The sequence below is a fragment of the Bacillus sp. Xin1 genome, assembly GCF_013314535.1.
Classification (GTDB): domain Bacteria; phylum Bacillota; class Bacilli; order Bacillales; family Bacillaceae_G; genus Bacillus_A.
Genome location: NZ_JABUAE010000012.1, coordinates 83,167 through 99,625 on the forward strand (window position 1 = coordinate 83,167; position 16,459 = coordinate 99,625).

Below are 16,459 nucleotides of genomic sequence, written 5' to 3' on the forward strand. Positions count from 1 at the left end.
CTCCTTATGAAATTAATAATTAAGCATCTTTGATGTTCTTTAATATTGAGTATATTATTATTGTACATCATTATGGAGATAAGCAGGTCGAGAGGGAGAATTAGTCGCTCGTTGGATTATCAATAAAGTGAAAGTTCATAAACCGATTAAACGTCTATGGATCTCATCTGTTACCGATAAAGCAATCAAAGACGGATTCGCAAACTTAAAGCCAGGTAAAGCGTATGACAATTTATACGCTTCAGCTGTCGCACGTTCAGAAGCTGACTGGTATATCGGCCTGAATGCGACACGTGCATTAACTACACGGTTTAACGCACAGCTAAACTGCGGTCGTGTCCAAACACCTACTGTAGCTATCATTGCAGGGCGTGAAGATGAAATAAAAAACTTCAAAGCGCAAACGTACTACGGAATTGAAGCTCAAACAACAAATAAGTTAAAACTGACTTGGCAAGATGCTAGAGGGAATGGTCGCAGTTTTGATAAAGCAAAAATTGATACGATTGTGAAAAAACTCGACAAACAAAATGCTACTGTGGTGGAAATCGATAAAAAGGTGAAAAAATCATTTGCTCCTGGTCTTTATGACTTAACAGAGCTACAACGTGATGCGAATAAAATCTTTGGTTATTCTGCAAAAGAAACATTAAATATTATGCAAAAATTGTATGAGCAACATAAAGTACTCACTTACCCTCGTACAGATTCGCGCTATATCTCATCTGATATCGTCGGAACACTTCCAGAGCGTCTAAAAGCTTGTGGAGTAGGAGAATATCGTCCTTTCGCTCATAAAATTTTAAATAAACCTATAAAATCCACTAAAGCATTTGTTGATGATAGTAAAGTAAGCGACCATCACGCAATCATCCCAACGGAAAGCTATGTGAATTTCTCTGCTTTCACAGATAAGGAACGTAAAATTTATGATTTAGTTGTAAAGCGTTTCTTAGCAGTTTTATTCCCAGCCTTTGAATATGAACAACTAACATTACGCACGAAAATTGGTGATGAAACGTTTGTTGCACGTGGCAAAACGATTTTACATTCCGGTTGGAAAGAAGTATATGAAAACCGATTTGAAGATGACGATGCAGCTGAAGATGTAAAAGAGCAAATTTTACCTCGCATTGAAAAAGGCGATACATTAAACGTAAAACTAATTGCTCAAACATCAGGTCAAACAAAACCACCTGCACGCTTTAATGAAGCAACATTACTTTCAGCAATGGAAAATCCTACGAAATACATGGATACGCAAAATAAGCAGCTTGCTGATACATTAAAATCAACTGGTGGATTAGGTACTGTAGCTACGCGAGCTGACATTATCGACAAACTATTTAATTCATTTTTAATTGAAAAACGTGGCAAAGATATTCACATTACATCAAAAGGTCGTCAGTTACTCGATTTAGTACCAGAAGAACTAAAATCTCCTACACTAACTGCTGAATGGGAACAAAAGCTTGAAGCGATTGCAAAAGGAAAATTAAAAAAAGAAGTATTTATTTCAGAAATGAAAAGCTATACGAAAGAAATTGTTACCGAAATTAAAGCGAGCGATAAAAAATATAAACATGAAAACATTTCGACGAAAACTTGTCCAGACTGTGGTAAGCCAATGCTCGAAGTAAATGGGAAAAAGGGAAAAATGCTTGTATGCCAAGATCGCGAATGTGGTCATCGTAAAAATGTATCCCGTATGACAAATGCACGATGCCCGCAATGTAAGAAAAAACTAGAGCTTCGCGGTGAAGGAGCTGGCCAAATCTTCACATGTAAATGTGGATATCGTGAAAAGCTTTCTACATTCCAAGAACGTCGTAAGAAAGAGTCTGGTAGTAAAGCTGATAAGCGTTACGTTCAAAAATATATGAAGCAACAACAAAAAGAAGAAGAGCCATTAAATAATGCATTAGCAGAAGCATTAAAAAAATTAAAGTTTGATTAAAATAAAAAAGTTCCTACCGCTCTCGGTAGGAACTTTTTTTAGTGAATAATTTTACTTCCTTTTGCATTCTCAACAAATTTTTCACTCGACTTGTTAATTGGTGTTTTCAGTAATAATGCCATAATAAGCATGATTACGACGAAGACACTTAATACAAGAAGGTCCCTCAGGACAACATCCCAAAGCATTCCTCCCACTGTTTCACGAATTGCACTGATTGCATACGTAAACGGTAAGAACGGATAAATTGTTTGGAAGAATGTTGGTGTCATTTGAATTGGGAATGTTCCGCCTGATCCAGCTACTTGCAGTACAAGTAAAATGATTGCCATCGATTTTCCTACGTTTCCAAAAATAGAAACAAGTGAGTATACAATACAAACAAAGACTGCACCGATAAATAAACTAAATACAACAAACCAGAACTTATTAACCACGTACGTACCAAGTAGGAATATATCTCCCATTGATACGATAAACGCCTGCATAAGACCTATTGTTAAGAACGTTACGAAACGTCCAAAGTAAATCTCATGGCTCTTATAATTCGCGCCCGGCTCATGTACTTCTACTGTTAATAACGAAACCATTAACAATGCCCCTACCCATAACGCAAGCACCGTATAGAATGGTGACATCGCAGAACCATAGTTCGGCATCGCAAATAATTTATTTTCTTTTAAGTTTACTGGATTTGCAAAATAGTCACTTTGCTTTTCAACATCATTTTTCAATAAACGGATGATGTCTTTTATATCTTCTTCCGATTCAAACTTGCGAATTTTATCTGCTAATTCTTTAATCTTTTTCTCAGTAGCTGGCATCTCAGCTTTAATATCTTCCACTTTCTTTTTGCCTTCTACTAAGCCTTTAGATGAATCTTCTAGCAGTTTTTTTACATCTGGAAGCTTTTTATCTGCATCGTTTAAAATTTTAGATGTATTTTTTGACATCTCTTTTGTACGAGCAATTGCTTCATTGAAATTCGGAACAATTTCTGAATCGTATCTTGCTAAAATGTCACCTAATTCAGCTGAAACATTTTTCGATACTTCATTAATACTTTCGATTACATCTTTTGCTGGCTGCTGCCCTTTATTAATAGCGTCAATTCCTTTATTAGTTAAATCCATTCCTTTTTCTAGACCATTTTTTGCTTTTTTCAACTTCGCAATTTGATCATTAAAGTTTTTATCGCTATTTACATCAGCTAAAACTTTGTTGGCATTCTCTAAGACAGGTATCATGTCACCGATTAAGTTTGCTCCTGCTTGGAATTGACCATTTAAGCTATTTAAGGCTACTTTTGTTGAATCTAGGCCATTAATTCCTTTATTTTGTAGGTCTTCCATTGCTTTTTGAGCATCAGATTTAGCATTCTCAATACCATCTCTTACCTTATTATATTCAGTCTTTGCTTTCTCATAATCCTCGTTTATCTTGTTTTCTGTTTCTTCTTTAAACTGGACTGCTTTTTTATAATCTGCTACAAACGTTTCATTATAATCTTTTTCAGCTTGATCAATTAAAGCATTTGTTGCATTTAATTTTTGGTTAACAGCATCTTTCACATCTTGTTTTACTTCTTGACCTGTACCGATAATATTTACAATATCTTTAATACCGTTATTGGAGTTTTCCATAGCTCCTTTAAGCTTTGTTAAACGATCTACTCGTCCTTGGAAAAAGGTTTTTCCAAAATCAGTCGTTGCTGACTCTTGTAATTTGGTAAATACATTAATAAGATACGAAATATCATCAATGCGACCTTGAAGGTTATTAGACACAGCATTAAGATCTTGCTTTGCTTTCTCTGGATCAAAATTCCCATTTTGCAAACCATTCACAACACTTTGCGCATACGCTGTTCCTGCACGTGCTGAACTTAGAACATTATTTACGGTTTGATTAATATTTTGTGCAATATTTCTATATCCTTCATCATTCAACTGTGGAAGATTAGAAAGAGATGGAAACTCAGGAAGTGTTGGAACCTTCGAAAAATCAGGGACTTGTAAATTAACACCTGGTCCCATTAAGAAATCAGTTATAGCCGCTGCACCATCCATGCCTTTTTTCATAACCGTTAAATCTCTCTTAATTGTTCCTGGAGCATTCTTTAACGTTTCATCATTTCGTGCGAAAAATTCATCTAAGCTCTTCAACGTTGCCTGCCCATCATTAATCACACTTTCTACGACCGGTAAATCCTCTTGTGCAACTTTCACAAGATCTTGTGCTCTAGTCGCATCATCTAATGCTGTATCCACAAGCGTATACATTTCTGGGAACTGTGCTTCTAGCTTGAATACAAGATCTTTTACTTTTTCAATACTTGGTAAGTTTGTTTCTAAATCGATTCCAAGGTCATTGAAAACTTGAAAAATCTCACCGTTTGCTGTTTTAACGAAGTTTTTGCTGATTTCTTCGGTTATACCTGATGCACCTTTTGCTGTAATTTTTGGTGCAATCGCATTTACCTTTTCATTTACATAATAATCTAGTTCTGGTTTTTGTGGATTATCGCTAATTACTGTTGCAATTTTTTCAGAGAAATCTTTAGGAATTGTAATACTTGCATAATAGTCTCCCCGCTCTACTCCATAAATTGCTTGCTTTTCATCAACGAATTTCCACCCAAGGTTTTTATTCTTTTTCAAAGAATCTACAATTTCATTCCCGATGTTAATATCTTTTCCTCTTAGATTTGACCCAACATCTTGGTTAGAAACTGCAATCGGAACTTCTTTTGTGTTTCCATATGGATCCCAAGAAGCTTTAATGTTAAACCATGCATATAACGATGGTAAAATCATTAACCCTAATACAATTACAATTGCAGCCCAATGTTTGGCTACATTCCGTAAGTCCGTCTTATAAATACGCCATATTTGTTTCATATAAGCTATCACCTAATTATATATTTTTCCTTCTTTAGAAAATGATACATGCATTTTGCCATTATATCATTTTCTATATCGTGGATTAAACGAAAATGTACGATTTTTCCAATCAAAACACTTCACTTACTTCATTATATAACGAAGTCGATAAAGTATTCATACAAAATGACCAAATTAGTTTTACATTCAGTAATAACAAATATATAGGAAATGTCATAAAAAATACAAGTATTTTATCTTGGAAATACTTGTATTCGTAGAAAAAAATCCTCACAGCGCTTACATAGCTATGAGGATTCCTTCTATATTATATATCCAATTGAACTACTACTCCGAAATGATCTGAAATAACATTGCGATTTACACCATTGAAAATAACTTTTGAAGAAATAACTGTTGTTGGTTTGTTACTTAAAATAAGATCAATTCGTAAGTTTTGCTTATTTTCATCCCAACCAGCAATTTTTCCTTGTACAGTTGTTCCTTCATCTTTTTTCAAAGCTAGCTCATATGTGTCGTAAAATCCTTTTTGCATAAGATACTCGTATCCTTCACCTTGCAAACGAGCATTATTATTAAAATCACCCATTAAGAATGAAAGTTCATCTCCATTTACGTACTCTATTAAACGATTCACTTGTCCTCGGAACGATTCTTCCTCATCATTCCACCAGCCAAGATGACAAGAATAAAATGCTATGTTCTTACCTTGATAAGAAATTGTTGCATGAACAATCTTACGTGTTTTCCAATACGCTGTATCCTTACTTTGTGAGACAAAGAAAGAACCTTGTTTTTCAATTGGATGTTTCGTTATAATCGCTGAACCTTCTTCATATATGTCATAACCAATATGCGAGAAATCCCAAACAATAGTGTACTTTTCTAAGCCTAACTTCTCAAGCTCTGCAAGTAATACAAGTCCAAAGTTATCCTTTTTCTTGTTACCGCATACATTTTGAGCTTTAATAGACTGACTAACCTCTTGTAAGGCAATCACATCGTACTCTTCTTCTTGAATCGTCTTAGCAAGATGTTTTATTTTTTCTACTTGGTTCTCTTCTTGCCAAGAATGACAGTTTAAAGTGAGTAATTTCATTTATTATGCACCTAACATATCTTGAATGTCTGATTTCAACACATCAGCTTTTGGACCATATACTGCTTGAACACCTTTATCTTTTACAATAAGGCCTAAAGCCCCATTTTGCTTCCACTGTGCTTCTGGTGCAACAGCTTCTAAATCTTTCACCGTTACGCGTAAACGTGTCATACAAGCATCTACGTCCGCAATATTATCTTTCCCACCTAGAAGGTCAATAACCTTCGTTGCTAAAGATCCCTCTTTTACATTCGCTGCTGTTTCTGAAGAATCATCTTCATTATCAATATAGTTACCCGCACGTCCTGGTGTTGGTAAATTGAATTTCTTAATTAAGAAATTGAATAATGTAAAGTTTAATCCAAAGAATACCGCTGAGACAACAACAAAGTTAATTAAATCTCTTGTTAATCCTGCATTCACCATCATTGGTGTACGCGTAATTAGCTCGATAAAGCCAAATGCATGAACGCGTAAGTTAATCAAATCTGCTAGTGCAAAAGCAAGTCCAGTTGTAATTGCATATACAATATATAATACTGGCGCAATGAACATGAACATAAATTCAATTGGTTCCGTTACCCCTGTTAAAAATACTGCTAATGCAGCTGATAAGAACATTGGTTTATATTTTACACGTTTTTCTTTATCAACATTGCGGTACATCGCGAATGCAATACCGATTAATGCAGCTGTAGAACCGATAACTTGCCCTGCCTTGAAACGCGCTGGAACGACATTATTTAATAGATCGTTATAAGCTTTTGTGTCTCCATTTGCTAACAAGTTATTTAAATCTGTAATCCATGCAAGCCATAGTGGATCTTGTCCTGCGACCACTTGACCAATTTTCGATCCTGTTAACATCGTATATGTTCCGCCAAGCTCTGTATAGTTCATCGGAATCGTTAACATATGATGTAATCCAAATGGTAATAACAAACGCTCTAATGTACCATATACGAACGGTGCAACAACTGGTGCACTATCTTTTGATTCTGCAATCCAGCGCCCAAATTCATTTAGTCCACTTTGAATGAATGGCCATAAAAGTGATAATACAATTGCAGTAACTGTAGACCAAACAATTACAACGAACGGTACAAAGCGCTTTCCATTAAAGAACGCTAATGCTTGTGGTAATTTGTTATAGTTATAATATTTATTATATAAAGTAGCTCCTAAGAAACCTGTAATAATCCCTACGAATACTCCCATATTAAGTGCTGGTGCACCAAGTACAGAAGTGAAATAATCTTTTACAAGTAAATCTCCAGCTAATAATGAAGAAACTTTCGCTTTTGAATCCGCTAACATTTCGGCGTTAACACCAAATATAGCTCCTGTAATCCGGTTCGTTAAGACGAATGCTAACAGCGCTGCAAATGCACCACCTGCTCGGTCCTTCGCCCATGATCCCCCAATTGCTACCGCAAATAAAATATGCAGGTTTGTAATAATTGCCCAACCAATGTCTTCCATTACCCTAGCAATCGTATGTACTGCATTTACATCCCCAGCAGACATACCAATTAGCTTACCAATGGAAATCATTAAGCCTGCTGCTGGCATAACTGCTACAACAACTAGCAATGCTTTTCCGAACTTCTGCCAAAAATCAAAAGACGTGATTTTCATCGTTTCTTCCTCCCCATTATTTATAATATCCCTAATGATATAGATAATAATTTCTTTCCTCTTATGAAAACGATGCCTTTTTTAACGCAAACGTTTTCATAAACCTATTTTAATAAAAGCGTTTTCACATTGCAATATAAATTTATTATTTTTCATAAAAAAAGATGCTACGAGAGCATCTTTTTTTTATTATGAAATGCGATAAACCCTTGTTTCATAAGGCTTTAATGTCATTGTAGTACAATCATGATGTTCAGCTACTTCATAGTTATTCAAAAGCAAACGTTTGCGTTCTAATGTAAATGAGTTCTCATTATACACAGCTTCCTCATTTGAAATATTACTAATAACCATCACTTTTTCATCATCTAACGTACGTGTATACGCATAAATTTGTGGATCATTCTCTAAAATTAAATCATATATTCCATAATTAAATACATCATGCTCTTTTTTTAGTGCAATCATCTTTTTGTAGAAATTAAAAATAGAGTCCGTTTCTACTTTCTGCTTTTGAACATTGATTTCTTTGTAATTTGGATTCATACCAAACCATGGTGTTCCAGTTGTAAAACCAGCGTTTTCTTCATCATTCCATTGCATTGGTGTACGTGAATTATCGCGGCAAGATGCCCATATAATTTCCATAATCTCTTGATGAGGTACACCTTCTGCAATCTTTTCACGATATAAGTTTTTAATGGCAACATCATCATAATCTTCAATATTCGGGAACTGAACGTTAGTCATACCAATCTCTTGCCCTTGATAAATAAACGGTGTTCCATGCATAAAGAAGTACATCGCTCCTAAAGCCGTTGCACTTTCACGCCAATACTGTTTATCATCTCCCCATGTAGAGACAATACGCGGTTTATCATGATTCTCAATATAAAGTGCATTCCAACCTTTATTCTCTAATCCTTTTTGCCACTTTGTTAACACCTTTTTCAGTTCTACAACATCAAGCTCTTTTTTCTTTTCTGCATCCCATAAGCTTAAATGTTCAAACTGAAATACCATATTGAATTTACCATTTTCTTCTCCAACCCAAAGATCAGCATCTTCAATTTTCACACCATTTGCTTCTCCAACAGTCATAATATCGTATTTTGAAAATGTACTCTCCTTCAATTCCTCTAAAAGTGGCTGAATTCCATTTACATTCATATGTTTATCAAAAGAAGGCACATACTTTAACCCTTTTGGATTTGGCATGTCTTTTAGACCCTCTTCTTTTTTGATATGACTGATTGCATCTACACGGAAACCATCAATTCCTTTATCTAACCACCAGTTTACAGTGTCATATAAAGCTTCACGGACCTCTGGATTCTCCCAGTTTAAATCTGGCTGTTTACGTGAGAATATGTGTAAAAAGTATTGATCTGTTACTTCATCATACTCCCAAGCAGAACCATTAAAAATACTTTCCCAGTTATTCGGTTCTTTTCCATCTTTTCCATCACGCCAAATGTACCAATCACGCTTTGGATTTTCTTTAGAAGAACGGGATTCAATAAACCAAGGATGCTCATCGCTCGTATGATTAATAACTAAATCAATAATAAGTTTCATACCACGTTTATGCACTTCATTTAGTAACTCATCAAAATCAGCCATCGTTCCAAACTCATCCATAATGTCTTGGTAATCGCTAATATCATATCCATTATCATCATTTGGTGATTTATACATTGGACAAATCCAAATTACATCTATTCCTAAATCCTTTAAATAATCGAGTTTTGCAATAATCCCTTGTAGATCTCCAATACCGTCGCCGTTAGAATCCATAAAGCTGCGTGGATAAATTTGATAAGCAACCGCTTCTTTCCACCAAGTTTTCTTCATAATAATCTCTCCTTTTGCATCCTTTTAAAATTTATGCAAACGTTTTCGTAACACTATCATAACAAAATATGGAGAGTTTGCAACGAGAAATTTTCATACTATCATTAAATATCTACATTTTACTTAGAAACAATACCCTTGTTTTATTGTTATTAACTATATTTCAAGAACAAAATCGTCAAAGCCATTATATGCATGGTATTCCACAGAACACGTACTTTTTTTGTTAACCACCTACTTACAGTTAGTTGGATATAAAAACATTTCATAGCACCTCTTTCAGTGTGCTAAAACACAAAAAAGAGAAGAGCTACTCGCCCTCCTCTTTTCATATTACATCACTATATTTCTCTATAACCTTAGTTTTTTGCAGGCTTTTTTCTAAAGAATACAAACGCTGCTACAGCCATTAACACAAGACCTACTACAGTGAATAGAACTGTACCCATACCACCTGTTGCAGGAAAAATCCAGCCGCTCTTGTTGTTTTCTACTGTTAATTTCACTGTTTGGTTATCTTTATCAATTGTCACATTGATTGGCTCTTTTAATTTTTGATAAGAAGCTTTTGTACCATCTTCTTTTGTATAAGTTGATGCTTTCGTTTCGACGATTTGATACTCACCATATGGAATTTGTTCCCATTTGATTACACCATCACTATTTGATACACCTGTCATTTCTTTACCATTTACTACTAAAGTGTTTCCATTTTTATCTTGTAGTTTAAATTCTGCGCCTTCTAGTTTTTTACCATCAGCCCCGTCAACTTTTGTTAATGCAATGCTACCAGTTGTTGGGACAACAATTACTGGCTTAGATTCCTTGTGGCCACTTACATCATTGTTGTTTGTAAAATCAATTGTTGCTGTATTTAGAATCTCTGTTCCAGCTGCTACTTCTTCTTTAATTTGTGATTTGATTTGTAAATGAAGCTCTTTTTTACCATTTAATTTTGAGAAATCTTTTACAGTAGCTGTTACTGCTGGTAATCACTCCTAAACAAGCTTTCTCATACAATAGTAATAAAGTGAAACTTTAATCAGTGAGGGTTTCATCCACCACTGATTATTAGCCCTCACAAATCAGGCTTTTACGGGCATCCCTACCTCCGCCTAATTTCTTTGCTTTTACTGAAGCTTGAGATGTGGGTCTTACTGCTCGTTAATGCTGGATAAAATGTTCTATATAAGAAAGGAGCCCTATTTTGAGTCAAACAAAACTAACTGGTCGTATCGTAACTCCAACAGACCCAGAATACGATATAGCCCGTATAAACTTAAATTTAAGTATTCCAAAGCTTCCTTGCATAATTGTCTTCTGTCAAAATAAGAAAGATGTATGCAATGCCTTAAAGTGGGCTAGAGAACGTCATATACCATTTCGTGTACGGAGTGGTCGCCATAGTTATGAAAACTTTTCACTATTAAACGATGGTCTTGTTATCGATGTAAGTGAAATGAACAGAATTACAGTCTCTCAAGATCGCTTAACCGCAACCATTGAAGCTGGTGCAAATCTTGGCACTGTTTATAAAAAACTTTGGAAATACGGCGTAACACTCCCAGCTGGAACAAGTGCCAGCGTAGGAGTTGTTGGGTTAACACTTGGTGGCGGTATTGGTATGTTATCACGCTTATTCGGATTAACCTGCGATCAACTATTAGAGGTAGAGATGGTGCAAGTATCTGGTAAAAAAGGAGCGAAACTCATTCATGCCAGCAAAATTAAGAACCCAGATTTATTTTGGGCATGCCGTGGTGGGGGTGGTGGAAACTTCGGAATTGTTACAACATTAACATTTCGTGTTCATCCCATTCAAAATGTCTCTATTTTTTCGGTCACTTGGGAATGGGAAGACTTTATTAGCGCGTTTCAGGCTTGGCAAAGCTGGGCGCCTTATGTAGATGAGCACCTTACTTCATCTATTGAGTTATTTTCTAAACAGCGAAATGAAATTGAAGTAAAAGGCGAATTTGTTGGTCCCCCTTCTGTTCTTCTTGACTTATTATCTCCTCTACTCCATGTAGGATCCCCTACCCTTTTTATTGATGAAGTTCCTTATATAGAAGCTGTTCAATTCTTTAATAGTGGTAATATCCCGGAAAATTTCAAACGCTCTGGTTCCTATGTATATAAACCAATACCTCTTAAAGGAATTCAAGTTCTAAAACATTTTCTTAGTCATGCTCCCACCCCTTCAGCTAGCGTTTGGCACCAATCACTTGTAGGAGCTGTAGAAGATATCTCTCCAAATGAAACAGCTTATTTTCATCGAAAAGCAATTATTGCACAAGAATATATTTCATCTTGGGAATGTGATGAAGAGGAAGAAGAAAATATACAATGGATTAAAAATTTGCGAAACGCTATGTCGCCATATACATTAGGCGATTATGTAAATTGGCCTGATATTGATATTAAGGACTGGCAGCGCACTTACTACGGGACAAACTTTTCCAAATTACGGGCAGTAAAAACAAAGTACGATCCATGCAATGTTTTTAAATTTCCACAGAGCATTCCCCCTTTTAAATGTTTAAAATAAACCACTTAATTTTCTTGAGGTATCTTATTTTAGACTAGGAAGAAGGGCATTCTGTTCTTCCTTACATAAAGTGAAACTTCCATAAGTGGGGGGCTTCATCCCCCACTTATGGTTAGCCCTTACCAATCGGGCTTTTACGGGCAGTTGATTCCCTACCTATCTTCCTTGTTTCTCTCTGAATCTTAAGGTGGGGGATCTTACTGCCCGTTAATGCGGGATAAAACAAAAATGACTTTTAATTAGATTGTTTCACTATCAAGAATCTAATTAATATAATTCCTTTTCCAATACAATTATTGACCACTCCTACTGCTAAAGCACGTGGGCTTTCCCGCTCACAAATTCTGTAAAAATCATGAAAATATCTCTCACGTAATCTATACCAAAACAATGTTTTTGGCAAAAAATAAAGGGTTTTGGCACTTTATGACTAATAACAAAAATAAGGGGCAACATTTGTAAAATACAAAAGTGACTGGGGGGTTGGCATGATTCAAGTTCAAAATCTAGTAAAATCATTTGGTTCATTGGACGTTTTAAAAGGTATTAATTTAGAAGTAAAAGAAAAAGAAGTTGTTGTTTTAATTGGCGCGAGCGGTTCAGGAAAAAGCACTTTACTTCGTTGCCTTAACTTTTTAGAAATGTACGATGAAGGGGAAATTCACTTACAAGGGGAACGAATTGATCCTAAAAGTACAAACTTAAACAAAATCCGCGAAAATGTTGGAATGGTATTTCAACACTTTAACCTCTTTCCACACATGACCTCATTAGAAAACATCGTAGAAGCACCTATTCATGTAAAAAAAATGGACAAAACAAAAGCGAAAGAAATTGGAAATGATTTATTAAAAAAGGTCGGATTACAAGACAAAGCAAACGTAACACCTCACCTTTTATCTGGTGGACAAAAGCAACGTGTTGCAATCGCACGCGCACTTGCGATGAATCCAAAAATCATGCTATTTGACGAACCTACATCAGCTCTTGACCCTGAACTTGTTGGAGAAGTACTTCAAGTTATGAAAGAACTTGCTGGGGAAGGTATGACAATGGTTATCGTCACCCATGAAATGAGCTTTGCACGAGATGTAGCAGATCGCGTCATCTTTATGGATGATGGAAAAATTGTAGAAGATGCGCCACCAGAACAGTTTTTTTCAGCGCCGTCAAATGAGAGAGCCAAACAATTTTTACGAAACATTTTATAAAAATATTTTAATCTCATACGGGCAGCTTATCTCCCAATAGAAAAACTCTCATAGTACTTTGAAGCGTGACATGATTGTCCGTATGTAAAAGATAAATATCTAGGAGGGGTTTTGTGAGAAAGAAAATATTTACTGTTGTTGCAGCTATTACATTATGTGCATCATTCATACTTGGAGCCTGTAGTAAGGAAAGTAGTACGACTTCGGGTGGTGGCGAGAAGGAGTTTCGCTATGCAATGAGTGGCTTATATAAGCCATTTAACTTTAAAGAAAATGACGGAAAGCTAGTTGGTTTTGATGTCGAGATTGGTGAAGCACTTGCAAAAAAAATGGGAATGAAGCCTGTTCCAGTTACGAATCCTTGGGAAACATTAATTCAAGGTCTAAAAGCAAAAAAATATGATGTCATATTAGGAAGTATGGCAATTACAGAAGAGCGACTAAAGGCTGTTAATTTTTCAAACCCATATTACCGTTCTGGTGCTCAAACTTTCGTTACCAAGAAGAATAATAGTATTTCTTCAGCAGAAGACTTAAAAGGTAAAAAAGTTGGTGTTGTAAAAGCAAGTACCTTTAAAACACTAGTTGCAAAACAAACAGATCAAATTACAGAATACGACAGTGACATTACCGCTCTTATGGATTTAGAACCAGGCCGAGTAGATGCAGTTATTACTGATCAAATGGTTGGTCTTCGTATGATTAAAGAAGGTAAGTCTAATATAAAAGAAGCTGGCAAACCATTAAACCTCGATGAGATGGGGATTGCAATTCGCAAAGACGATAAAGAAATGGTCAAAAAAGTAAATAAGGCATTGGATGAAATTATTAAAGATGGCACCTATGAAAAGATCAGTAAAAAATGGTTTGGACGCAACATTCTTGGAGAAGAGAAGCAGACAAAATAAGAAAGAACCGTTTTCAATCAAAAAACAATGCCCCTCATCTTAGCTGTGGGGCATTTGTATCTATTTTCTAAAATCAATCGCATATAGAGGTGACGCTAATGATAGATATTTTCATATCTACTTATCCAACATTTCTAAAAGCTATTATCATGACTTTGCAATTAACATTGACTTCCTTACTACTCGGTTCATTAATCGGCCTTTTATTTGCCTTCTTCCGTATTTCCAATAATAAAATTTTAAACAGTATTGCACATATATATATTGCTGTTATTCGTGGAACACCATTAATTGTTCAAATCATGATTCTTTATTTTGGTATTACGTCTATTGTCGTCCTGTCTCCTTTTTGGGCTGGTGCAATCGCTTTAGCAGTTCATAACGGTGCGTATATTACAGAGATTTTCCGTGGTTCCATTCAATCTGTTGATCGTGGACAACTAGAAGCTGCTCGCTCTTTAGGAATGCCCTATCCGCTCGCTATGCGCCGTATCATTTTACCGCAAGCATTTCGATTATCAATCCCGCCGCTCGGAAATCAATTCGTTATTGGATTAAAAGATTCTTCCCTTGTCGCATATGTAGGAATGTCTGAACTGTGGGGATCCGGTTTATCTATAGCCGCCGGGAACTTTAAGCAACTTGAAACATACATTGTTGTTAGTGCCTATTACCTTGCACTCGTACTTTTATTTACCTATCTCGTAAACCTCTTAGAAAAACGACTTCAGCGTAAACAAAGCAATTCTTTACAAGTAAATAAAGAGAAAGAAAAAGCTCTCTCTCTTTAAAAAATAAAAGCAAGCTACTCTTTGGTAGCTTGCTTTTATAGTTGGAGGTTCTAAATGATTCATCAAAAATCATGGATTCACTTTTTTGATCGTTTCTTGCTCCTCTATATGATCCTCACGATATGAAATATTCTCAGGATCTAGTCCATTCCCTAAAGAACCATAGAAATGTTCCTTATGAGGATCAACTAATTCACTACCTTGGTAGTACACTCGAGGCGTGTTCCAAAGCGCTGCTAATGCTTTTGTCATCGGCATTTCATGATAACGCTCCGGCCACATTTCTTTAATCTTCTCTTTTACTAACGGATAATATTTTGAACTCATAGCCGGAAACAGATGATGTTCCGTATGATATGAGAAATTAAAATGTAAAACGTCAACCCAGCGCGGCACTGTTACAGATAAACAGTTAGCTAGTGGATCATTTACAGGAACAATTGGGTTTAAACGGTGATTTGTTGCAATATATGCCATTACAATAAAGTTTGCAATTAGTAACGGAATCACATACGCAAATAGCCACTTTGCAGGACCCATAATAAATAGTAAGCTAATCCACACTGTCCATGGCAAAAGAAGTTGAAGCCATACAGATCGTTGATTCGATGACTTAAATTCTTTTATAAAATGAAAGAACATCCGAGTCGAATGTATTGTAAATTGAATTGTTAGTGACAGAAAACTAAAGAAAGAACGTACATGAAGGGGCATACGATACACCCATCTTAAAAATTTACTCTTCTTCATCTTTTCAAGCGTTGGCCACGCATCAGGATCATGTTCTTCATGCTGCGTATGAACATGGTGCGTTGCATTATGCCACTTTCTCCATAATTTCGGTCCTGTAGACAACGGCATAAATGCAATCGCCCCTAAGAAATCACGAAGCCAAGCTTTTCTTACAACCGTCCCGTGCAAAATTTCATGTCCTAAAAATCCAAGTGAAGCAAAACATAATCCGAGAACAATTGCAATCCCAAGATTTGCCCACACATTCAAGTCAAATAAACCAATCGTTATTAATCCAGCTACCGCCACAAGTAAATAAGCCAGTCCACCAAACAAGCGAGTTGGAACTGGTTTAAATGCTTTTTTTGGCAAATGCGGCGATACACGTGCTGCATACCATCCAAACGTATGAAGCTCCTTCATCCTTTTGCCCCTTTCTTATGCCGCGCTTACGCAACTTGCATAAATCAATTCTTGTTTCCAGATTGATAAAACTAGGTAATTATAAAAAGCATTTATATACGTAAATCATACTCACTCTATTGTCACTCATTTTCGCTTTTATTATCAATGAAAAACATTTCTCTTTTTACTCTTTATCAACCTTTCCACATGATGAATCATATCAATAGACTTTCTGTATTGTCAACAACTTTTATGACCTAGTAATAAAATGTGGTTGTATTTTCATAATAATATTTTATTTTACCAAAGAAAAAACATAGATTTTATAAGACTTTATCCATTATATATATAAATGCTTTCACATATAAGAAAATCAGTTTCATTCAAGAATAGCTTATATACGAGCAGAA

At 35.6% G+C, this 16,459-nt stretch carries 9 protein-coding genes and 2 pseudogenes; 5 read left to right on the plus strand and 6 right to left on the minus strand.

The window, feature by feature from the left end:
- Positions 1–82 precede the first annotated feature (82 nt).
- Positions 83–1,957 (plus strand): annotated as a pseudogene (locus HRG09_RS13400) (DNA topoisomerase III); the annotation flags it as partial.
- Positions 1,958–1,995: 38 nt separating this feature from the next.
- On the opposite strand, the gene HRG09_RS13405 reads toward HRG09_RS13400, so the two are convergent.
- The 5 genes and pseudogenes from HRG09_RS13405 to HRG09_RS13425 all read right to left on the minus strand — a co-directional run.
- Positions 1,996–4,857 (minus strand): YhgE/Pip domain-containing protein, encoded by a 2,862-nt coding sequence (locus HRG09_RS13405; protein WP_174101260.1) that lies wholly within the window; start codon positions 4,855–4,857, stop codon positions 1,996–1,998.
- Between the two features lie 310 nt (positions 4,858–5,167).
- Positions 5,168–5,959 carry an endonuclease/exonuclease/phosphatase family protein gene (locus tag HRG09_RS13410; RefSeq protein ID WP_174101261.1) on the minus strand — a complete coding sequence of 264 codons (792 nt, stop codon included), beginning with the start codon at positions 5,957–5,959 and terminating at the stop codon, positions 5,168–5,170.
- 3 nt (positions 5,960–5,962) lie between these two features.
- Positions 5,963–7,600 (minus strand): PTS transporter subunit IIBC, encoded by a 1,638-nt coding sequence (locus tag HRG09_RS13415; protein ID WP_174101262.1) that lies wholly within the window; start codon positions 7,598–7,600, stop codon positions 5,963–5,965.
- 189 nt (positions 7,601–7,789) lie between these two features.
- Positions 7,790–9,454 (minus strand): glycoside hydrolase family 13 protein, encoded by a 1,665-nt coding sequence (locus tag HRG09_RS13420; RefSeq protein WP_174101263.1) that lies wholly within the window; start codon positions 9,452–9,454, stop codon positions 7,790–7,792.
- A 359-nt stretch (positions 9,455–9,813) separates the two neighbouring features.
- Positions 9,814–10,437, minus strand: a pseudogene (locus HRG09_RS13425) (SpaA isopeptide-forming pilin-related protein); the annotation flags it as partial.
- Positions 10,438–10,661: 224 nt separating this feature from the next.
- Here HRG09_RS13425 and HRG09_RS13430 point away from each other — a divergent pair.
- From HRG09_RS13430 to HRG09_RS13445, 4 genes are all read left to right on the plus strand, one after another.
- A complete protein-coding gene (locus tag HRG09_RS13430; RefSeq protein ID WP_174101264.1) occupies positions 10,662–12,002 on the plus strand; it encodes an FAD-binding oxidoreductase in 1,341 nt (446 codons plus the stop codon).
- A gap of 488 nt (positions 12,003–12,490) precedes the next feature.
- The gene (locus tag HRG09_RS13435; RefSeq protein WP_174101265.1) at positions 12,491–13,213 is read left to right on the plus strand and encodes an amino acid ABC transporter ATP-binding protein; all 723 of its coding nucleotides are present in this window, start codon (positions 12,491–12,493) and stop codon (positions 13,211–13,213) included.
- Between the two features lie 113 nt (positions 13,214–13,326).
- Complete coding sequence (locus HRG09_RS13440; RefSeq protein ID WP_174101266.1) at positions 13,327–14,121, plus strand: ABC transporter substrate-binding protein; 795 nt, start codon at positions 13,327–13,329, stop codon at positions 14,119–14,121.
- Between the two features lie 98 nt (positions 14,122–14,219).
- The gene (locus HRG09_RS13445) at positions 14,220–14,912 is read left to right on the plus strand and encodes an amino acid ABC transporter permease (protein WP_174101267.1); all 693 of its coding nucleotides are present in this window, start codon (positions 14,220–14,222) and stop codon (positions 14,910–14,912) included.
- A gap of 69 nt (positions 14,913–14,981) precedes the next feature.
- Here the strand turns inward: HRG09_RS13445 and desB are convergent, their stop codons facing one another.
- Complete coding sequence (gene desB / locus HRG09_RS13450) at positions 14,982–16,067, minus strand: Delta(10) desaturase DesB (protein ID WP_174101268.1); 1,086 nt, start codon at positions 16,065–16,067, stop codon at positions 14,982–14,984.
- Positions 16,068–16,459 lie beyond the last annotated feature (392 nt).

Coding starts and splice junctions, on each gene's coding strand:
- HRG09_RS13415 (WP_174101262.1), bottom strand. CDS start 7,600: ATGAAAATCACGTCTTTTGATTTTTGGCAGAAGTTCGGAAAAGCATTG.
- HRG09_RS13405 (WP_174101260.1), bottom strand. CDS start 4,857: ATGAAACAAATATGGCGTATTTATAAGACGGACTTACGGAATGTAGCC.
- HRG09_RS13435 (WP_174101265.1), top strand. CDS start 12,491: ATGATTCAAGTTCAAAATCTAGTAAAATCATTTGGTTCATTGGACGTT.
- HRG09_RS13410 (WP_174101261.1), bottom strand. CDS start 5,959: ATGAAATTACTCACTTTAAACTGTCATTCTTGGCAAGAAGAGAACCAA.
- desB (WP_174101268.1), bottom strand. CDS start 16,067: ATGAAGGAGCTTCATACGTTTGGATGGTATGCAGCACGTGTATCGCCG.
- HRG09_RS13445 (WP_174101267.1), top strand. CDS start 14,220: ATGATAGATATTTTCATATCTACTTATCCAACATTTCTAAAAGCTATT.
- HRG09_RS13420 (WP_174101263.1), bottom strand. CDS start 9,454: ATGAAGAAAACTTGGTGGAAAGAAGCGGTTGCTTATCAAATTTATCCA.